Genomic DNA, 19205 nt, shown 5'->3' with positions numbered 1-19205 from the left:
GAAACTCAATGTATGCGCTAATACCGGCATTGGTCTCAGCCCTATTTATTTGCTATGGGCTGTACGTTTTGCGCTCGCGCGGCCCGAACCGGGTCGGGCTGACCTTCTTCGCCGTCTGTGCCACGACCTTTTTCTGGCAGGCGAGCTGGGCGCTGCTGTTCCTGACCCATAACGACGCCACGGCCATGGCGCTGGCACGCCTGGGCTACCTGCCCATCCTGTTCCTGCCCACCACGCTGTACCACTTCATCATCGAACTGACCGGCAGCAAGGACGAGCACCCCGGCCTCTATGCGAGCTACCTGTTCGCCTGCGGCCTGGGCCTGCTGCTGCCGACCACCGACTGGATGCTGTCCGGCCTGCAGCACTACTTCTACGGTTCCTATCCCAAGGCGGGCTGGCTGCATCCGCTGCACCTGGCGCAGACCGTGATCGTGATCGGGCGCGCCCTGTGGCTGCTGTATCGCCGCCAGCAGCGCGCGGTATCGACCGAACGCACGCGCTTGCGCTACGTACTGGTCAGCATCCTGATCTACTTCGGCGCAGCCAGCGATTACCTGTGCAACTACGGGGTCGAGATTTATCCACCGGGCGTGGTATTCATCATGGCCTCGCTGGGATTGATCGCCCAGGCCATGGTGCGCCATAACCTGCTGGCCGACCCGATGGCCGCCGCCGCCACCATTGCGCATGAGATGCGCACCCCGCTGGCCAGCATCCGCAGCCAGACCCGCATCCTGGCGCGCAGCCTGCCCGAACTGATTGCCGGCTACCGGCCGGAGCACCAGGGTGCGCTGGGCACGCGCCAGCTGGAACACCTGGGCGAGATCGCCCGCAGCATCGATGCCGAAGTGTCGCGCTCGAACTTCATCGTCGACATGCTGCTGGCCTCGGCCCGCGATGGCATCATGCGCAGCGAGAGCTTCACCGTGCACTCGGTCAGCGTGTGCGTGGATGAAGCGATGGCCTGCTACCCCTTCTCGGGCGCCGAACGCTCGCAGGTGCGCGTCTCCATCCGCAATGAATACAGCTTCCATGGCTCGGACGTACTGCTGATGTTCGTGCTGTACAACCTGCTGAAGAACGCGCTGCAGGCAGTAAAGGTGAATGGCAGCGGCGCGGTGGAGGTCGAATGCTATTCGCGCGGCATGCACAACTGGCTGGTGGTGACCGACAACGGCCACGGCATTGCGCCCGATGTGCTGCCGCACGTGTTCGAGCCGTTCTACACCACCCACCGCAATGGCGGCGGCACCGGCATGGGCCTGGCCTTCTGCAAACGCGTGGTGTCGGCCTTCGGCGGCGAAATCGGCTGCGAGTCGGAGGCGGGGCGCTATACCCGCGTGGCCATCAGCCTGCCGTGCTCGGCTGCCTCACCACGCAACGCGGCCCGTAAGCATATCGCGGAACATTACCCAGTCGCCCATTAGGCTGAACAGCGGATACTTGAAGGTGGCCGGCCGGTTGTGTTCGAAGAAGAAATGGCCGGCCCAGGCGAAGCCGTAGCCGACCACGGGCAGCAGCCACAGCAGTGCCAGTTCGCCCGTGACCATGGCCATTGCCAGCAGCAGCAGCACGATGCTGGAGCCGGCGAAATGCAGGCGGCGGCACGTGCTGTTGGCATGCTCCTGCAAGTAGTAGGGGTAGAACTCCTTAAACGTCCGGTAACGCGTCTCCATGCTCCTCCTCCGGGTGGACTTCTTTGATGATGTTATCGAGGTCGGTATCGTCGCCCAGTACGAACACCTTGCGGTCCCCCAGCATCTTGAGGATGAAAGGCTGCTGCTCGCGCAAGCGGCGCTGGAAGTCGTCAACTGAATACAGGTTGGGATTGATCTTGCGGCGCAGCAGGCGCTCGGCCACCGGCAGGCGGTTCAGCAGCTCGCCGTAGGTCGTGTTCTCGCCGATCAGCAGCAGCTCCACCGGCGCAGTGGAATCTTCCGCTTCCTTGACCGTAGTGCCATAGACGAATGCCACGCTGAGCTGCTTGCGCATCGGCGCCAGCGCGGAATTCAGCACGCTGACCAGGCCAAAGGTCTTCTTGACCAGGCTGGCCAGCTCGGAATAGACCAGGTTTTCCTTATTCGGACGGAACTGGCGCACATTGCCGATGCGCTCGGAGACGATCAGCCCGGATTCATGCAGGCGCTTCAGCTCGCGTTGCGCGGAAGCGCTGCCCAGCCCGGTCAGGCGCATGATTTCGTTGAGGTGGAAACCCTCATTCACGCGCACAAACAGCAAACCCAGCAGCTTTTGCTGGGCGGGAGTAAACAGGGCCGAGGCAATCATAGGCCAAATATTAGCATGGCCGGAGCCATGAATATGCTGGCAATTTGGCAAAAAAGCATGCATCCTTGCAGCCCGAGCCCCCGTCAATCCGCCCTGCCTGACCGCCATGAATACAGAGAAGTTGAAAGCCCACTGCGCCAGCCTGCCCGGCGCGGAAAGCCTGCTGCATGCGCCGCCGGTCAATGTACTGAGCTACAAAATCGGCGGCAAGACCTTCGCCTACTTCAAGACCAGCGAACCGGAACGGTGGCGCTTCAGCCTGCGCACCACGCCCGACCGCTTCCTCGAACTCACCGGCATGCCGGGAGTGAAACCGGCCCGCTACATGGGCCGGTTTCACTGGGTCACGATAGTCGACGTACGCAGCTTCCCGCAGGACTACCTGGCCGAACTGGTGCAATGGTCCTACGACAAGGCGTTTTCCGCCCTGCCGAAGGCGCGCCAGCGTGAACTCAAGGCTTAGGGAAGGCGTAGCTCAGCGAGTAGTTGCCGCTGCCCGAGTATGACTTCACCTGCGCATAGTAATAGCCCGCCGTGCCGTTGTAGCTGATCGACTCGCTGGAAGTGCTGCCCTCGCTGGCCGCAACCTTGGCCCAGGCGCTGCCCGACCACTTGTACAAGAACAGGTCGAAGTCGGCACCGGAAGGGCCGCTCAGTTGCAGCGAGAAGGTACCGGCACCGGCCTGCACCCAGCCAGGAGAAGCGCTCGGCGCGATTGCGCTGCCGCCATTGGCCAGCGAACCGGTCTGCGTCACCGATCCAGCGCCGGTGTACTTGGTAAACACCTTCTTCACCGCACCTTCATTCACCGCATGCCATGGATAGCCGAGCGTGCGCATGCGCGAGTTCTCGGTCGGGCGGTACTTGCCTGAACCGCAGTACTGGGCGCCGACGAAAGTACCGACAGTGCCATTCGGGTAGACGCCCAGGCCGGTCGGCACCGCCGTGCTGCCGGCAATCAGGTTGCCCCACTTGACCGAGCGCGTGCCGTTCAGCGACACATTGACCTCGGTCGGCTCGCTGCTCGTGCTGCAGGTGCCGTACTCGTATTCGTCAGCCAGCGCGAATGCCGTGTGGCCGATTTCATGCAGCGCCACCTCGATCGACGAAGCGTGCATCGACAGCGTCGCCACCGCACCGCCCGAGCCGCCATAGCGCGTCGAATTGGCGATCACCACGATCACATCGCGCGCATCGGGCGCCAGCACCGAGCCGGCGATATTGGTCGCCTTGGTATCGTTCACGCACAGCAGGCGCTCGATGTTATAGCAGCCGAACTCCGCATCCATCGCCGTGTCGCGGTAGATGCCCTTGTCGATTTCGTCCACGCCGGACTGGTTGCTCGCCACGTCGACGCGATGGATATTCATCGAAGCGCGGTTGGCATTGAACAGCGGATCAGCCAGGAAGCCGTTGATCACCTTCTGCGCATCGGCGCGCCACTTGTCCATTTCAGCGGCCGTATAGCCGTCGCCGATAAAGACATAGTCCATATGGGTCGCCGCGCTGCCGTTATTCAGGATCGTCGTCGCCGTTGCAGCCGGCGTTGCGGCCAGCATGGCGGAACGGGCGGTCTTGCCGCTGGCCGCAGCCTGTTCCAGCGCGCTGCGGTCGAAGCGCGCCAGCGGCCCTGCCGCGGCCACGGCGGCCTTGGCGCCGCTAGCTGCGCCCTGCTTCGGCAGCACTTCCACGCTGGCAGTTGCCTTATCGAACGGCAGCGACACCTCGAAGCTGCCCTCACGCTTCTGCACCGTGGTCGACAGGTCGATAGCGCCCGAACGCGGGTTAAAAGTCTCCACGTGGCGGCGCAAGCCATTGTTGACGCTCACCTCATGCAGCACGCGGCCTTGCGCATCCTTGGCCACCACCACCCACTGGTCATCCTCGGCGCCCTGGCGCACATTGGGCGTCACGGCAAACTTGCCCACCTCCGCATGCAGCGGCTTGAATTCCGCGCCCGCACGTCCTTCGCTAAAGCCGATGCGAAGCGAGATATTGTCAGCCTGCACAGCGCCGGCCGCCGCCAGCGCAAGCAGCGCCAGGGAATTGCGTAGTAAAGCCATGTTGTCTCCATTTTTTGGTGTAGGACTGGAGATTCTGTGGCCGACCGGCCGCACGGTGCGTGCACAAACGCGCGCAAATTGCACAATCCTGCTATTAACAATTGTTACAGCGGCCGGCGCGCCACGCAGCGGGCGCCAGGCCGTAATGCGCCGTGAAGGCACGCGTGAAATGACTGGCACTATGGAAGCCGAATTCCTCGGCGATATCGACGATGCGCGCCTCCCTGCCCGCCAGCGCCACGCAGGCTTGCTCCAGGCGGCGGGTCAGCACGTAGCGATGCGGCGGCAGCCCGACGGCACGATGGAACTCGCGTGAAAAATGCGCCGCACTCATGCCGCACAGCGCAGCCAGCTCCGCATTCGCCAGCGGCGTATCAAGGTGTTCAGTGATATGGAGCAGCACACGGCGCAAACGCGCGCCGCCGAGCGAGCTCTCAGCCGACTGCGCCGGCCGTGAATAATGCTCGATCAGGTAGCAAGCCAGGGCCATGGCAAGGTGGTCGCACATTTCAGCCGCCAGTGGACCGGCCAGCGCCTGGGCATCGAGCATCTTGCGCACCAGGTCGAACACCATGCCGTCGGAGGTAAACTGGCTGGCCGCCAGCGTCGCATCGATCTGCTCCCCGCGCTGCGCCGCCAGGCGGTCCACCAGCGGCACCGGCAGGAAGACGTTGACGATGTCGCAACCGCTAAGCTGGCTCCACCGGCCCTGCTCCCCCGGCGGGCAAAGGCGGAAGCGATTGGCCCCGATGGTACCGCCCCAGACCGGCGTATTGCCCTGCCAGATACGCGCATCAAGCGGCTCCATCATCAGCGCCAGGCGGTAAGTGCCCGGATGCGGACTGACGGAACGGATGGCGTGTTCCGGCCCATCGCTGGTCCACCGCCCCAACGCAGCCCGCGATCCGGGAAGCGGCCCGATGCAGGCATGCAGCGAATCCACGCCCGCCATCCGGAACCACCGCTCAAGCTCTTCAACGCTCTCCATCAAAGCAATATACCCCACCTACAGCCGAGCCCGTGTCACACCATGGGGTCACACCCCAAGTGGGACACGGGCTCGGCCGTAGTCAGCTCAGATTGCCGGCGTTTCGGCACAGCTTTGTCGCAGAAGCCCAACTTGGAATCCAGGATGGATGGGCTATAACGATAGGTGGACGCCAGTTTCCCGCCACCCACAACAAGAAGGAGCGCCACCATGAAAACAATTGCATTTACGGTACTAGCGGTTGCCACCTTGCTGAGCGCAAACGCGGCAGCGAAAGACAAGGCCAAGGAAGACGTGGTCTGGCCCGCCGAAGCGGTGAAATGGGAACCCGGCCCGGTCCCCGGCACCAAGTTCGCCAAGCTGTGGGGCGATATGGCGAAGGGCGGCCCCTACGGCGTACTGGTGAAGTTCGATGCCGGCCAGATCAACGCCCTGCACCACCACACCCATGCGCTGAAAATCGTGATCATGTCAGGCACGTTCGTGCACAAAACCGATGGCGCCCCTGAAACCAAGCTGGGCCCCGGCTCCTACCTGATGCAAGCGGCCGGCAAGAAGCACGTCAGTGGCTGCGAGCAAGGAGCCGAATGCACCTTCTTCATGACGTCGGACGGCAAGTTCGACCTGATCGATGATTCAAAGGCTGCGGCCAGCGACAAGAAGTAATTAAGCGGCCTCAGTCCTTGCCATAGCTGAGCAGGAACTGCAGGATGGCGCGAATTTCCGCCTCCGTCGCCGACGGTAGGTGGAACACGTCGCGGTCATCCCAGGTCATTTTGGATGCGGTCAGCTTGGTCATGCAAGCGCCGAAATGGTCCATATTGAAGGATGCGCCGAGTGCATTCCCACGCGGCGGCATGGTATTGAAGATGATCCTGAAACTGCGGTCAGGCATCTGGCGGATCACCGGTTCGCAGTTCGAATCAAAACCCCGCGCCTGGACTTCGCCGTAGGCACGGGCATGCTTCGCGATGATCGACGCGTAGCTGAAGCGGCGCACGCCGCCGTAACGCTGGTTCACATGCACCGTCACGTCATGGTCCAGCGGGACTTTAACCACGGCCCCGCTCTGGTCCCTGGCTTCGGCTTCCACGCGCTCGCCCGCCACCAGCGCATCGAACAGCTTTCGCTTGGCTGGATGCAGGCGCGCGACGATTTCTGCATGATTGTTTGGCAAGTCGAACAGGCCGCTGAACATCGATTCATGCAAGTACATTATTCCGTCGTCACCTACCGTCGTTGCGTCGCAGGTGATTTGCAGGGATTCGGCCATATCGCTCTCAAAACATTTTTCAGAAATACTGATTGTAGTATGCAATTGGCGACTGGCAACCTTTCAGGCCTCAACGCACATAAAAACGCCTGCAACGGTGGCATTTTTGTCACTGTAATGTCCACTTCGGGGTCAGGAACCAAAGTGGACATTTGCGGCAAAAAAAACGCCACCCGAAGGTGGCGTTTCCGCTAGCGAGATAAAGCTTATGCTTCGTCGCTGTGGTGCGGTTCGTCCGCTGGCAGTTCGGCCACGATGGCGGCGCGTTCTGCTTCCAGCAGCGCTTTGCGCTCTTCGGCTTCCCACACTTCCTTCTCTTTGCGGGCGCGGTGGAAGGCCAGGCCGGTACCGCCAGGGATCAGGCGGCCGACGATGACGTTTTCCTTCAAGCCGCGCAGGCCGTCGCGCTTGCCCATGATCGCAGCTTCGGTCAGGACACGGGTGGTTTCCTGGAACGATGCGGCCGAGATGAAGGAGTCGGTCGACAGCGATGCCTTGGTAATACCCAGCAGCACGTTTTCGTAGGTTGCCGGAATCTTGTTCAAGGCGTTGACCTTGTCGTTTTCTTCCAGCAGCTCGGAACGCTCCACCTGCTCGCCGACGATGTAGTCGGTGTCGCCGGCGTTGACGATCTGGACGCGGCGCAGCATCTGGCGAACGATCACCTCGATGTGCTTGTCGTTAATCTTCACGCCCTGCAGACGGTACACGTCCTGCACTTCGTCAACGATGTAGCGAGCCAGCGCTTCGATACCCAGCAGGCGCAGGATGTCTTGCGGATCGGCCGGGCCGTCCACGATCATCTCGCCCTTGTTCACCACCTGGCCGTCGTGCACCAGCACTTGCTTGTCCTTGGTAATCAGGAACTCGTGCTTGTTGCCGTCCATGTCGGTGATTTCCAGGCGCTGTTTGCCCTTGGTCTCTTTACCGAAGGCCACGGTACCGGTGACTTCCGCCAGCATGCCCGCATCTTTCGGCGAACGTGCTTCGAACAGTTCCGCCACGCGCGGCAGACCGCCGGTAATGTCTCGGGTCTTCTGCGATTCGGTCGGGATACGCGCCAGAACCTCACCCACGGACACTTGCTGGCCGTCTTTCACCATGATCAGTGCGCCCACCTGGAAGCCGATCGCTACTGCGTGTTCGGTGCCGGCGATCTTCACTTCCTGGCCTTCTTCGTTCAGCAGTTTTACCTGTGGACGCAGGGCCTTGCCTGGCGAGCCGCGACGCTTGGCGTCGATCACCACCAGGGTAGCCAGGCCGGTCACGTCGTCGACCTGGCGCGCCACGGTCACGCCTTCTTCGACGTTCTCGAAGCGGACCACACCGGCGTACTCGGTAATGATCGGACGGGTCAGCGGATCCCAGGTTGCCAGAGGAGCGCCGGCCTTGATGACCATGCCGTCCTTGACGATCAGGGTCGCGCCGTACGGCACCTTGTGGCGCTCGCGCTCACGGCCGTGGTCGTCGGTAATCAGCACTTCGCCGGAACGGGAAATGACGATCTGTGCGCCCTTGCCGTTGGTGACGTAACGCATGGTGGCGGTGAAGCGCACGATACCGTTCGACTTGGCTTCCACCGAAGATGCCACCGCTGCACGCGATGCCGCACCACCGATGTGGAAGGTACGCATGGTCAGCTGGGTACCAGGTTCACCGATCGACTGTGCTGCCACCACGCCGACTGCTTCGCCGGAGTTGACCAGCATACCGCGGCCCAGGTCGCGGCCGTAGCACTTGGCGCACAGGCCGAAGCGGGTGTCGCAAGTCAGCGGGGTGCGGACCTTGACTTCGTCCACGCCCATGCGCTCGATGTCTTCCACCATGTCTTCGTCCAGCAGGGTGCCGGCTTCGTACACGGTAGCCTGGGTTTCCGGGTTGACGATGTCGGTGCCTGCCACGCGGCCGAGGATACGGTCGCGCAGGGCTTCGATCACTTCACCACCTTCGACCATCGCCTTCATCAGGGTGCCGTTGGAAGTGCCGCAATCGTCTTCGATCACCACCAGGTCCTGCGTCACGTCGACCAGACGACGGGTCAGGTAACCGGAGTTCGCGGTCTTCAGCGCGGTGTCGGCCAGACCTTTACGAGCGCCGTGGGTCGAGATGAAGTACTGCAGAACGTTCAGGCCTTCGCGGAAGTTCGCGGTAATCGGCGTTTCAATAATGGAACCGTCAGGTTTTGCCATCAGGCCACGCATACCGGCCAGCTGGCGAATCTGTGCTGCGGAACCACGCGCACCGGAGTCGGCCATCATGTAAATCGCGTTGAACGATTCCTGGGTCGACTTGGTGCCGTCGCGACGGATCACGTCTTCCACTTTCAGGTGGTCCATCATCGCCTTGCCGACTTCATCGGAGGTCTTGCCCCAGATGTCGACGACCTTGTTGTAACGTTCGCCGGCGGTGACCAGACCGGAAGCGTACTGCTGCTCGATCTGCTTCACTTCCGCTTCGGCGGTCGCGATCATGGTCTTCTTGACTTCCGGCACCAGCATATCGTCCACGCAGATGGAGATACCGGCACGGGTTGCCAGGCGGAAGCCCGACTGCATCAGCTGGTCGGCGAACACCACGGTGGCGCGCAGGCCGCACTTGCGGAAGGACGTGTTGATCAGCTTGGAGATCTCTTTCTTCTTCAGCGAACGGTTCAGTACGCTGAATGGCAGGCCCTTCGGCAGGATCTCGGACAGGATGGCACGGCCAACGGTGGTTTCGTAACGGGTCAGGGTACGCACGAACTCGCCGGTCGCCGGATCCTTTGGATTCTCAACGATACGCACGGTGATGCGGGTGGCCAGCTCGACTTCCTTGTTGTCGTAAGCACGGATGACTTCGGACACGTCCGGGAACATCATGCCTTCGCCCTTGGCGTTGACGGCTTCGCGGGTCGCGTAGTACAGACCCAGCACGATATCCTGCGAAGGAACGATCGATGGTTCGCCGTTCGATGGGAACAGAATGTTGTTCGAAGCCAGCATCAGGGTGCGGGCTTCCATCTGTGCTTCGATCGACAGCGGCACGTGGACTGCCATCTGGTCACCGTCGAAGTCGGCGTTGAACGCCGCGCAGACCAGCGGGTGCAGCTGGATCGCTTTACCTTCGATCAGCACCGGCTCGAACGCCTGGATACCGAGACGGTGCAGGGTTGGTGCACGGTTCAGCATGATCGGGTGTTCGCGGATCACTTCTTCCAGGATGTCCCACACCACTGGCTCTTGCACTTCGACCAGCTTCTTGGCGGCCTTGATGGTGGTCGCGAGACCCATCAGTTCCAGCTTGTTGAAGATGAACGGCTTGAACAGTTCCAGGGCCATCAGCTTTGGCAGGCCGCACTGGTGCAGTTTCAGCTGTGGACCCACCACGATCACGGAACGGCCGGAGTAGTCGACGCGCTTACCCAGCAAGTTCTGACGGAAGCGGCCGCCCTTGCCTTTGATCATTTCAGCCAGCGACTTCAGCGGACGCTTGTTGGCGCCGGTCATCGCTTTGCCGCGACGGCCGTTGTCCAGCAGCGAGTCAACCGCTTCTTGCAGCATGCGCTTTTCGTTACGCGTGATGATCTCTGGAGCACGCAGCTCCATCAGGCGCTTCAGACGGTTGTTACGGTTGATGACGCGGCGGTACAGGTCGTTCAGGTCGGAGGTCGCGAAGCGGCCGCCATCCAGCGGGACCAGTGGACGCAGTTCCGGCGGCAGCACCGGCAGCACTTCCATGATCATCCAGTCCGGCTTGATGCCGGAACGCTGGAATGCTTCCAGCACTTTCAGGCGCTTGGCGTACTTCTTGATCTTCGCTTCGGACTTCGATTCCTTCAGTTCCACGCGCAGGGCTTCGGCATCGCGGTGGATGTCGATCGAGCGCAGCAGTTCGCGGATACCTTCAGCGCCCATGAAGGCGGTGAAGTCGTCGCCGTACTCTTCGTACTTGGCGGCGTAATCGTCTTCCGACATGATCTGGCACTTCTTCAGCGGGGTCATGCCTGGATCGGTCACAACGTATGCTTCGAAGTACAGGACGCGTTCGATATCGCGCAGGGTCATGTCCAGGACCATACCCAGACGCGACGGCAGCGATTTCAGGAACCAGATGTGCGCAACCGGGGATGCCAGTTCGATGTGGCCCATGCGCTCACGGCGCACTTTGGCCAGGGTCACTTCAACGCCGCACTTTTCGCAGATGACACCGCGGTGCTTCAGGCGCTTGTACTTGCCGCACAGGCATTCGTAGTCCTTGATCGGGCCAAAGATCTTGGCGCAGAACAGGCCATCGCGCTCTGGCTTGAAGGTACGGTAGTTGATGGTCTCAGGCTTTTTGACTTCGCCGTAGGACCACGAACGGATTTTCTCAGGAGAGGCCAGACCGATCTTGATCGCGTCGAACGACTCGTTTTGCTGTACTTGCTTGAATAAATCGAGCAGGGCTTTCATGTATCACTCCAGATGGTGACGAATTCTTTACTTACTTAAAACCGGTAAACCGGTGTCAGACCCGCAGGGTCTGACACCTGATACGCGGCTTCCGAGGGCCCAGTGTCTGACCCCGCGGGTCAGACACTGCTTTACCGGTTTTAGTTGCGTTCCAGGTCGATATCGATACCCAGGGAACGGATCTCTTTCACCAGCACGTTGAACGATTCCGGCATGCCGGCATCGATCACGTGGTCGCCCTTGACGAGGTTTTCGTACACTTTGGTACGGCCGTTCACGTCGTCGGACTTCACGGTCAGCATTTCTTGCAGCACGTAGGATGCGCCGTACGCTTCCAGTGCCCACACCTCCATCTCACCGAAGCGCTGGCCGCCGAACTGGGCTTTACCGCCCAGAGGCTGCTGCGTCACCAGGGAGTAAGGACCGGTGGAACGGGCGTGCATCTTGTCGTCGACCAGGTGGTGCAGCTTCAGCATGTGCATCACGCCCACGGTGACTTTGCGTTCGAACGCTTCGCCGGTGCGGCCGTCGTACATGGTGACCTGGTTCTTGGACGGGGTCATGCCCAGGTGCTTGGCGATATCGTCCGGATACGCCAGGTCCAGCATGCGGCGGATTTCCGATTCGTGCGCGCCGTCGAACACCGGAGTCGCGAACGGCACACCCTTCTTCAGGTTGAATGCCAGCTTCATGATCTCGTCGTCGGACAGGGAAGCGATGTCTTCCTTGGCGCCGGACTCGTTGTACACGGTGGTCAGGTACTTGCGCATCTCTTCGACTTTGATCTGCGCTTGCAGCATTTCGCCGATACGGATGCCCAGGCCCTTCGCTGCCCAACCCAGGTGGGTTTCCAGGATCTGGCCCACGTTCATACGGGACGGAACGCCCAGCGGGTTCAGCACCACGTCGGCCGGGGTACCGTCTGCCATGTAAGGCATGTCTTCCACCGGAACGATACGCGACACCACACCCTTGTTACCGTGGCGGCCTGCCATCTTGTCGCCGGACTGCAGGCGACGCTTGACGGCCAGGTAGACCTTGACCATCTTCTGCACGCCAGGCTGCAGTTCGTCGCCCTGGGTCAGCTTCTTGCGCTTCTCTTCGAAGGCCAGGTCGAACTGGTGACGCTTCTCGGCGATGGATTCCTTGATGGCTTCCAGGGCCTTGGCCATGTCTTCGTCGGCAGGACGGATGTCGAACCAGTGGAACTTGTCCAGGTCGTCCAGGTAGTCCTTGGTGATCTTGGCGCCTTTGGCCAGCTTCTTAGGGCCGCCGTTGACAACCTGGCCGATCATCATCTTTTCCAGACGCTGGAAGGCGTCGCCTTCCACGATACGCATCTGGTCGTTCAGGTCCAGGCGGTAGCGCTTCAGTTCATCATCGATGATCTGCTGGGCGCGCTTGTCGCGCGGGATGCCTTCGCGGGTGAACACCTGCACGTCGATGACGGTACCAACCATGCCGGATGGCACGCGCAGCGAGGTGTCTTTCACGTCGGATGCTTTTTCGCCGAAGATCGCGCGCAGCAGCTTCTCTTCAGGAGTCAGCTGGGTTTCGCCTTTCGGGGTCACCTTACCGACCAGCACGTCGCCGGCTTGCACTTCAGCGCCGATGTACACGATGCCGGATTCGTCCAGGCGAGCCAGTTGGTTCTCCGCCAGGTTCGAAATATCGCGGGTGATTTCTTCCGCGCCCAGCTTGGTGTCACGGGCAACGACGGACAGTTCTTCGATGTGGATCGAGGTGTAACGGTCGTCTTTCACGACGTTTTCCGAGATCAGGATCGAGTCTTCGAAGTTCAGGCCGTTCCATGGCATGAAGGCCACGGTCATGTTCTGGCCCAGTGCCAGTTCGCCCAGGTCGGTCGATGCGCCGTCGGCGATCACGTCGCCCTTGGCCACGCGGTCACCTACTTTGACGATAGGACGCTGGTTGATGTTGGTGTTCTGGTTGGAACGGGTGTACTTGATCAGGTTGTAGATGTCGACGCCGACTTCACCAGCCTGCGCTTCTTCATCGTTGACGCGGATCACGACGCGGCCCGCGTCGATGTAGTCCACCACGCCGCCGCGCAGGGCCTGCACGGTGGTGCCGGAGTCGACTGCCACGGTACGCTCGATGCCGGTACCGACCAGCGCCTTTTCAGGACGCAGGCAAGGCACAGCCTGGCGCTGCATGTTGGCGCCCATCAGTGCACGGTTCGCGTCATCGTGTTCCAGGAATGGAATCAGCGATGCTGCGACGGACACGATCTGGCCTGGAGCAACGTCCATGTACTGCACGCGCTCCGGGGAAACCAGGATGGTTTCGCCGGCTTCACGCGAGGACACCAGTTCGTCGACCAGCTTGCCTTCTTCATTGATCTTGGCGTTAGCCTGGGCAATGATGTAGCGGCCTTCTTCAATCGCGGACAGGTAATCGATCTTGTCGGTCACCTTGGAGCCTTCAACCTTGCGGTATGGGGTTTCCAGGAAGCCGTATTCGTTCAGGCGGGCGTACAGTGCCAGCGAGTTGATCAGACCGATGTTCGGGCCTTCAGGCGTTTCGATCGGGCACACGCGGCCGTAGTGGGTCGGGTGCACGTCGCGCACTTCGAAGCCGGCGCGTTCGCGGGTCAGGCCGCCAGGGCCCAGGGCCGATACACGGCGCTTGTGGGTGATTTCCGACAGCGGGTTGGTCTGGTCCATGAACTGCGACAGCTGGGACGAACCGAAGAACTCGCGGATAGCAGCCGAGATCGGCTTGGAGTTGATCAGGTCATGCGGCATCAGGTTGTCGGCTTCGGCCTGGCCCAGGCGCTCCTTGACGGCGCGCTCAACGCGCACCAGGCCGGCGCGGAACTGGTTCTCGGCCAGTTCGCCCACGCAGCGTACGCGGCGGTTACCCAGGTGATCGATATCGTCGACTTCGCCGCGGCCATTGCGCAGCTCAACCAGGATCTTGATCACGGCCAGCACGTCTTCGTTCGACAGGGTCATGGCGCCGGTCAGTTCATCGCGGCTGATGCGGCGGTTAAACTTCATGCGGCCGACGGCCGACAGGTCGTAACGGTCAGGGCTGTAGAACAGGCCGTTGAACAGGGCTTCCACCGACTCTTCGGTTGGCGGTTCGCCAGGACGCATCATGCGGTAGATCGCCACGCGTGCAGCGGTCTGGTCGGCGGTGTCGTCGATACGCAGGGTCTGCGAGATGTAGCCGCCCTGGTCCAGGTCGTTGGTGTACAGGGTCTGGATGGTGTTGATGCTGGCGTCGCGCAGCTTGCCCAGGGTTTCCTCGGTCAGCTCGTCGTTCGCCAGTGCCACCACTTCGCCGGTGTCCTGGTCAACGATGTTCTTGGCCAGGACGCGGCCCAGCAGGTAGTCTTCCGGCACGGAGATGTGCTGGATGCCTGCCTGCTCGATTTCACGCACGTGCTTGGCGTTGATACGCTTGTCCTTGGTGACGATGGTCTTGCCCGTCTTCGGATCGACGATGTCGAAGCGCGCGACTTCGCCGCGCAGGCGTTCGGACACGAACTCCATCTCTGCGCCTTCCGAACGCAGGTTGAAGTTGTCGAAGACGAAGAAGTTTGCCAGGATCTGTTCCGGGGTCATGCCGATCGCCTTCAGCAGGATCGATACCGGCATCTTGCGGCGGCGGTCGACGCGGAAGTACAGGATGTCTTTCGGGTCGAACTCGAAGTCCAGCCAGGAACCGCGGTAAGGGATGATACGTGCCGAGAACAGCAGCTTGCCGGACGAGTGGGTCTTGCCGCGGTCGTGCTCGAAGAACACGCCTGGCGAACGGTGCAGCTGGGATACGATGACACGCTCGGTACCGTTGATCACGAACGAGCCGGTGGTCGTCATCAGGGGCAGTTCGCCCATGTAGACTTCCTGTTCCTTCATTTCCTTCACGACCGGCTTGGTTGGCGATTCCTTGTCCAGGATCACCAGGCGCACTTTGGCGCGCAGCGGGGATGCGAAAGTCAGGCCGCGCAGTTGGCATTCCTTGACGTCGAACGCCGGGTCACCCAGGACGTAGGACAGGAATTCCAGACGGGCGAAGCCGTTGTGGGAAACGATTGGGAAGATCGACGTGAAAGCCGACTGCAGGCCTTCGTTCTTGCGTGTTGCAACAGGAGTGTGCTCTTGCAAGAAGTTCTCGTAAGACTCAAGCTGGGTAGCCAGCAAGAACGGAACGTTGTGGACGTTGGCGCGTTTCGCAAAGGACTTGCGAATGCGTTTCTTCTCAGTAAATGAGTAGTGCATGGACACTCCGTGTGAGACAGGAAAAGGTAGAGAATTCAGCGTTGCGGGCGCGCTTCGCAAGACTCAATTCACTATAAAACAACAACTTCTACTTCAGAGACGACAAAGGAGCCAAGGGCGGACCTACCCTTCCGGGTGAGATCCGCCGCATTGGCTTCCTAAACTAAGGCAGGAATCCCGCCTTGGTTCAATTACTTCAGGTCGGCCTTGGCGCCAGCTTCTTCCAGCTTCTTCTTGCCAGCTTCAGCGTCAGCTTTCGACAGGGCTTCTTTCACGGTCTTCGGTGCGCCGTCAACCAGATCCTTGGCTTCTTTCAGGCCCAGACCGGTGATTTCGCGAACAGCCTTAATCACGCCAACTTTGTTAGCGCCGACTTCGGACAGAACCAGGTTGAATTCGGTCTGCTCTTCAGCAGCAGCAGCCACAGCGCCACCAGCTGCAGGAGCAGCCATTGCAGCAGCGGACACGCCGAATTTTTCTTCGAATGCCTTGACCAGTTCGTTCAGGTCCATTACGGACATTTCGGACACTGCGTTCAGGATGTCGTCTTTGGAAATTGCCATTTGAAACTCCTAATTTGTTTGTAATACTACAGAATTGGTATTGACTAAGAAACCAAGCCAGCGATTAAGCGGCTTCGGTTTCTTTCTTGGCTGCCAGAGCAGCCAGGCCACGTGCAAAGCCCGACACCGGAGCCAGCATAACGCCCAACAGCTGCGAGATGAGGACTTCACGGGAAGGAATGCTCGCCAGTGCGGTAATGCCAGCTACGTCGAGCTGCTTACCTGCAAAGTTACCAGCCTTCAGGACCAGTTTGTCGTTGGTTTTGGCGAAGTCGGCGAGGACTTTCGCTGCAGCAACGGCATCATCCGAGATCGAGTAGATCAGCGGACCGGTCATGGAATCGGCCAGAGCGGCGAACTGCGTGCCTTCTACTGCACGACGTGCCAGGGTGTTCTTCAGAACACGGATGTACACGCCTTGCGCACGCGCATTAGCACGGAGTTTAGTCAAGTGACCAACCTGGATGCCACGGTACTCGGCCACAGCGATAGTTTGCGCAGTTGCTACTTTTGCGGAAACTTCGGCAACGACGGCCTTTTTGTCATTCAGATTGAGACCCACGGTCTTCTCCTTAAATAATGCTCGGCTTGCGCCTCGCATCGGTTCGAACAACGGCGTCCGAGGTTTAGGAGTCTAAAGGGACTACATAAACTTGTTCGGGATCACCATCTGCGTTGGGAGCTTGCACTATTAACCCAGAGCCTACCTGATGCTCCGAGCCCAACGGTCTTTGAAGGCGCGGCCGGGTTGCCCCGGCCAGCCCAAAGATCCGCCTGGTCTTCCGACCAGGGCTTAATACTATTCAGTCGCTGCCAGGGGCCAACACGCTGCGCGTCTCAGCCACTGGCACCGACAAGTGATTACAGACCAGCGTGATCCACGCGTACGCCAGCGCCCATGGTGGACGACAGGGCGACTTTGCGCAGGTAAACGCCTTTCGACGAAGCTGGCTTAGCCTTGTTCAGGGCATCGATCAGGGCAACCAGGTTGCTCTTCAGGTCTGCATCGCTGAACGATTTGCGGCCGATGGTGGCGTGGATGATACCTGCCTTGTCGGTACGGTACTGAACCTGGCCGGCTTTCGCGTTTTTCACGGCGGTAGCGACGTCAGGGGTAACGGTGCCAACTTTCGGGTTAGGCATCAGGCCACGTGGGCCCAGGATCTGGCCCAGGGTACCAACGATACGCATGGTGTCCGGGGAAGCGATCACGATGTCGAAAGGCATGTCGCCGGCTTTGACGCGCTCAGCCAGGTCTTCCATACCAACAACGTCAGCGCCGGCAGCTTTAGCTTGCTCGGCCTTGTCGCCGGTTGCGAACACGGCAACGCGAACAGTCTTACCGGTGCCTGCTGGCAGAACCACGGAACCGCGAACAACCTGGTCGGACTTCTTAGGGTCCACGCCCAGCTGAACGGACACGTCGATCGATTCGTTGAACTTGGCGGTAGCCAGTTCCTTGATCAGAGCAACAGCGTTGTCGAAGGCGTACACTTTGGTACGGTCAACTTTAGCCTTGATGGCTTGAGCGCGCTTGGACAGTTTTGCCATGATTAGATGCCCTCTACGGTGATGCCCATGGAACGTGCGGAACCAGCGATGGTGCGAACAGCAGCATCCAGGTCGGCAGCGGTCAGGTCCGGGGTCTTCAGTTTAGCGATTTCTTCAGCTTGGGCGCGGGTCAGCTTGCCTACCTTGTCGGTATGTGGCTTCGCGGAACCTTTTTGCACGCCGGAGTGCTTCTTGATCAGGAAGGTCGCTGGAGGAGTCTTCATCACGAAGGTGAAGGACTTGTCCGCGAACGCAGTGATCACGACTGGGATTGGCATGCCTGGTTCCATACCTTGGGTCTGCGCGTTGAACGCTTTGCAGAATTCCATGATGTTCAGACCGCGCTGGCCCAGTGCTGGACCGATTGGAGGGGATGGGTTTGCCTTACCAGCTGGAACTTGCAGCTTGATAAAGCCAATGATTTTCTTTGCCATTTGGGCACTTCCTATCGTTGGATTGAGTAGTAGCGCCCCGCACGCGGCGGGGCTCCTCTTGGTTTTGCCAGCTTAGACGCGCTGGCAGGCGTTAAACTTTTTCGACTTGACCGAACTCGAGTTCGACTGGGGTCGCGCGGCCGAAGATGGTGACAGAGACACGCACCTTGGATTTCTCGTAGTTGACTTCTTCGACGTTGCCGTTGAAGTCGGTGAACGGGCCATCCTTGATGCGGACTTGCTCGCCCACTTCGTACAGCACTTTCGGACGCGGCTTTTCCACGCCTTCCTGCATTTGCTGCATGATCTTGTCGATCTCGCGCGCAGGAATCGGGGTCGGCTTGTTCGATTTGCCGCCGATGAAGCCGGTCACCTTGCTGGTGTTCTTCACCAGGTGCCAGGTTTCGTCGGTCATTTCCATTTCAACCAGGACGTAGCCAGGGAAGAAGCGGCGCTCGGTAACGGACTTCTGACCGTTACGAACCTCAACGACTTCTTCGGTCGGCACCAGGATCTGGCCGAACTGATCTTGCATACCGGCGCGCTCGACGCGCTCCATCAAGGCGCGCTGAACGCTTTTCTCCATACCGGAGTAGGCATGCACGACGTACCAGCGCTTGTTGCTGACTGGGGTCGACACTGCCTGCGCAGGCTCTTCCTTGCCCGGCTCGTCTTGTACAATTTCGCTCATTATTTCTTCCAACCCAGGATGAGGTCGTACAACACAAATTCGAGGATCTTATCCGTGCCCCAGAGGAAAATCGCCATCACCAGCACAAAGGCGAACACGATCAGGGTGATCTGACGGGCTTCCTTGTGGGTTGGCCATACTACTTTCTTGGTCTCGCGAACGGATTCTTTCGCAAAATTCAGGAAATCACGGCCTGCAGCAGAGGTGTACGCGATGCCGACGGAAATGAGCAAACCAACCACAAGCGCGGCTGCCCGCACCAGGGTTGGTTTACCGGTCAGGACAAAGAATCCGACCACGCCTGCAATCAACGCCACAACTGCCAACACGACTTTGAACTTATCGTTCGTCGTGCTAACGGTTTGCACGGATTGATTAGACATTTAACTTTTACTTTCGGTGCCCTGCACCAGATTCGGTGGCAGGGGCGGAGGGCATCGAACCCCCAACCTTCGGTTTTGGAGACCGACGCTCTGCCAATTGAGCTACGCCCCTACGTAAAACTTTACAGTGGAATCCGTAATTCTAGCACCCATCAGCGATGGGCGCTAGCCTTGGCTGGATTCTTTTCGCCTTAAGCCAGGATCTTGGCTACCACGCCGGCGCCGACGGTACGACCGCCTTCACGGATGGCGAAACGCAGGCCTTCTTCCATCGCGATCGGGGAGATCAG

16 protein-coding genes, 1 tRNA gene and 1 pseudogene are annotated in these 19205 nt (G+C 60.2%); 3 read left to right on the top strand and 15 right to left on the bottom strand.

Annotation, left to right across the window (positions count from 1 at the left end; all coding sequences use genetic code 11):
* Nucleotides 1-8 precede the first annotated feature (8 nt).
* Nucleotides 9-1430, top strand: coding sequence for a sensor histidine kinase (locus ASD07_RS09005; protein ID WP_055928322.1), 1422 nt, complete (start codon nt 9-11; stop codon nt 1428-1430).
* Here ASD07_RS09005 and ASD07_RS09000 read toward each other — a convergent pair.
* Nucleotides 1374-1679, bottom strand: coding sequence for a DUF962 domain-containing protein (locus ASD07_RS09000; protein ID WP_055928319.1), 306 nt, complete (start codon nt 1677-1679; stop codon nt 1374-1376). The two genes, ASD07_RS09005 and ASD07_RS09000, sit on opposite strands and share 57 nt — an antisense overlap.
* The gene (locus ASD07_RS08995; protein WP_055928316.1) at nt 1654-2289 is read right to left on the bottom strand and encodes a transcriptional regulator; all 636 of its coding nucleotides are present in this window, start codon (nt 2287-2289) and stop codon (nt 1654-1656) included. The genes ASD07_RS09000 and ASD07_RS08995 overlap by 26 nt, the downstream gene beginning before the upstream one ends.
* Before the next feature lie 106 nt (nt 2290-2395).
* Here ASD07_RS08995 and ASD07_RS08990 point away from each other — a divergent pair, with 106 nt between their 5' ends.
* Nucleotides 2396-2752: an MmcQ/YjbR family DNA-binding protein gene (locus ASD07_RS08990; protein ID WP_055928313.1), complete on the top strand. Its 357-nt coding sequence runs from the start codon at nt 2396-2398 to the stop codon at nt 2750-2752.
* Here ASD07_RS08990 and ASD07_RS08985 read toward each other — a convergent pair.
* Together ASD07_RS08985 and ASD07_RS08980 are read right to left on the bottom strand one after the other, a co-directional pair.
* Nucleotides 2742-4352, bottom strand: a complete 1611-nt coding sequence (locus tag ASD07_RS08985) for a M64 family metallopeptidase (RefSeq protein WP_055928309.1) — start codon at nt 4350-4352, stop codon at nt 2742-2744. The genes ASD07_RS08990 and ASD07_RS08985 overlap by 11 nt on opposite strands.
* Before the next feature lie 94 nt (nt 4353-4446).
* Nucleotides 4447-5340: a helix-turn-helix domain-containing protein gene (locus ASD07_RS08980; RefSeq protein WP_055928306.1), complete on the bottom strand. Its 894-nt coding sequence runs from the start codon at nt 5338-5340 to the stop codon at nt 4447-4449.
* Nucleotides 5341-5550: 210 nt separating this feature from the next.
* Between ASD07_RS08980 and ASD07_RS08975 the strand changes: the two genes are divergently transcribed.
* Nucleotides 5551-6006 carry a cupin domain-containing protein gene (locus ASD07_RS08975; protein WP_055928304.1) on the top strand — a complete coding sequence of 152 codons (456 nt, stop codon included), beginning with the start codon at nt 5551-5553 and terminating at the stop codon, nt 6004-6006.
* A gap of 10 nt (nt 6007-6016) precedes the next feature.
* On the opposite strand, the gene ASD07_RS08970 is transcribed toward ASD07_RS08975, so the two are convergent.
* The 11 genes and pseudogenes from ASD07_RS08970 to ASD07_RS30035 all read right to left on the bottom strand — a co-directional run.
* Nucleotides 6017-6613 carry a hypothetical protein gene (locus tag ASD07_RS08970; RefSeq protein WP_055928301.1) on the bottom strand — a complete coding sequence of 199 codons (597 nt, stop codon included), beginning with the start codon at nt 6611-6613 and terminating at the stop codon, nt 6017-6019.
* A 206-nt stretch (nt 6614-6819) separates the two neighbouring features.
* Complete coding sequence (gene rpoC, locus ASD07_RS08965; RefSeq protein WP_055928297.1) at nt 6820-11043, bottom strand: DNA-directed RNA polymerase subunit beta'; 4224 nt, start codon at nt 11041-11043, stop codon at nt 6820-6822.
* Between the two features lie 140 nt (nt 11044-11183).
* Nucleotides 11184-15293 (bottom strand): DNA-directed RNA polymerase subunit beta, encoded by a 4110-nt coding sequence (gene rpoB / locus ASD07_RS08960; protein ID WP_055928294.1) that lies wholly within the window; start codon nt 15291-15293, stop codon nt 11184-11186.
* A 191-nt stretch (nt 15294-15484) separates the two neighbouring features.
* The gene (gene rplL, locus ASD07_RS08955; protein ID WP_055928291.1) at nt 15485-15856 is read right to left on the bottom strand and encodes a 50S ribosomal protein L7/L12; all 372 of its coding nucleotides are present in this window, start codon (nt 15854-15856) and stop codon (nt 15485-15487) included.
* Nucleotides 15857-15920: 64 nt separating this feature from the next.
* Nucleotides 15921-16418, bottom strand: a complete 498-nt coding sequence (gene rplJ, locus ASD07_RS08950) for a 50S ribosomal protein L10 (protein WP_055928288.1) — start codon at nt 16416-16418, stop codon at nt 15921-15923.
* A gap of 299 nt (nt 16419-16717) precedes the next feature.
* Nucleotides 16718-17407 (bottom strand): 50S ribosomal protein L1, encoded by a 690-nt coding sequence (gene rplA / locus ASD07_RS08945; RefSeq protein ID WP_055928285.1) that lies wholly within the window; start codon nt 17405-17407, stop codon nt 16718-16720.
* 2 nt (nt 17408-17409) lie between these two features.
* Nucleotides 17410-17841, bottom strand: a complete 432-nt coding sequence (gene rplK, locus ASD07_RS08940) for a 50S ribosomal protein L11 (RefSeq protein WP_028103004.1) — start codon at nt 17839-17841, stop codon at nt 17410-17412.
* Between the two features lie 91 nt (nt 17842-17932).
* A complete protein-coding gene (gene nusG / locus ASD07_RS08935; protein WP_055928282.1) occupies nt 17933-18532 on the bottom strand; it encodes a transcription termination/antitermination protein NusG in 600 nt (199 codons plus the stop codon).
* On the bottom strand, nt 18532-18915 hold the full coding sequence (secE, locus tag ASD07_RS08930; RefSeq protein ID WP_055928278.1) for a preprotein translocase subunit SecE: 384 nt from the start codon (nt 18913-18915) through the stop codon (nt 18532-18534). The genes nusG and secE overlap by 1 nt, the downstream gene beginning before the upstream one ends.
* Nucleotides 18916-18951: 36 nt before the next feature.
* A tRNA-Trp gene (locus tag ASD07_RS08925) sits at nt 18952-19027 on the bottom strand.
* A 79-nt stretch (nt 19028-19106) separates the two neighbouring features.
* Nucleotides 19107-19205 (bottom strand): annotated as a pseudogene (locus ASD07_RS30035) (elongation factor Tu); the annotation flags it as partial.

It is taken from the genome of Duganella sp. Root336D2, from assembly GCF_001425005.1.
GTDB lineage: Bacteria > Pseudomonadota > Gammaproteobacteria > Burkholderiales > Burkholderiaceae_D > Rugamonas.
The sequence above is the reverse complement of the archived record's forward strand: the minus strand, read 5'-3'. Positions and strand labels throughout refer to the sequence as shown.

Coding starts and splice junctions, on each gene's coding strand:
- ASD07_RS09005 (WP_055928322.1), top strand. CDS start 9: ATGTATGCGCTAATACCGGCATTGGTCTCAGCCCTATTTATTTGCTAT.
- ASD07_RS09000 (WP_055928319.1), bottom strand. CDS start 1,679: ATGGAGACGCGTTACCGGACGTTTAAGGAGTTCTACCCCTACTACTTG.
- ASD07_RS08995 (WP_055928316.1), bottom strand. CDS start 2,289: ATGATTGCCTCGGCCCTGTTTACTCCCGCCCAGCAAAAGCTGCTGGGT.
- ASD07_RS08990 (WP_055928313.1), top strand. CDS start 2,396: ATGAATACAGAGAAGTTGAAAGCCCACTGCGCCAGCCTGCCCGGCGCG.
- ASD07_RS08985 (WP_055928309.1), bottom strand. CDS start 4,352: ATGGCTTTACTACGCAATTCCCTGGCGCTGCTTGCGCTGGCGGCGGCC.
- ASD07_RS08980 (WP_055928306.1), bottom strand. CDS start 5,340: ATGGAGAGCGTTGAAGAGCTTGAGCGGTGGTTCCGGATGGCGGGCGTG.
- ASD07_RS08975 (WP_055928304.1), top strand. CDS start 5,551: ATGAAAACAATTGCATTTACGGTACTAGCGGTTGCCACCTTGCTGAGC.
- ASD07_RS08970 (WP_055928301.1), bottom strand. CDS start 6,613: ATGGCCGAATCCCTGCAAATCACCTGCGACGCAACGACGGTAGGTGAC.
- rpoC (WP_055928297.1), bottom strand. CDS start 11,043: ATGAAAGCCCTGCTCGATTTATTCAAGCAAGTACAGCAAAACGAGTCG.
- rpoB (WP_055928294.1), bottom strand. CDS start 15,293: ATGCACTACTCATTTACTGAGAAGAAACGCATTCGCAAGTCCTTTGCG.
- rplL (WP_055928291.1), bottom strand. CDS start 15,856: ATGGCAATTTCCAAAGACGACATCCTGAACGCAGTGTCCGAAATGTCC.
- rplA (WP_055928285.1), bottom strand. CDS start 17,407: ATGGCAAAACTGTCCAAGCGCGCTCAAGCCATCAAGGCTAAAGTTGAC.
- rplK (WP_028103004.1), bottom strand. CDS start 17,841: ATGGCAAAGAAAATCATTGGCTTTATCAAGCTGCAAGTTCCAGCTGGT.
- nusG (WP_055928282.1), bottom strand. CDS start 18,532: ATGAGCGAAATTGTACAAGACGAGCCGGGCAAGGAAGAGCCTGCGCAG.
- secE (WP_055928278.1), bottom strand. CDS start 18,915: ATGTCTAATCAATCCGTGCAAACCGTTAGCACGACGAACGATAAGTTC.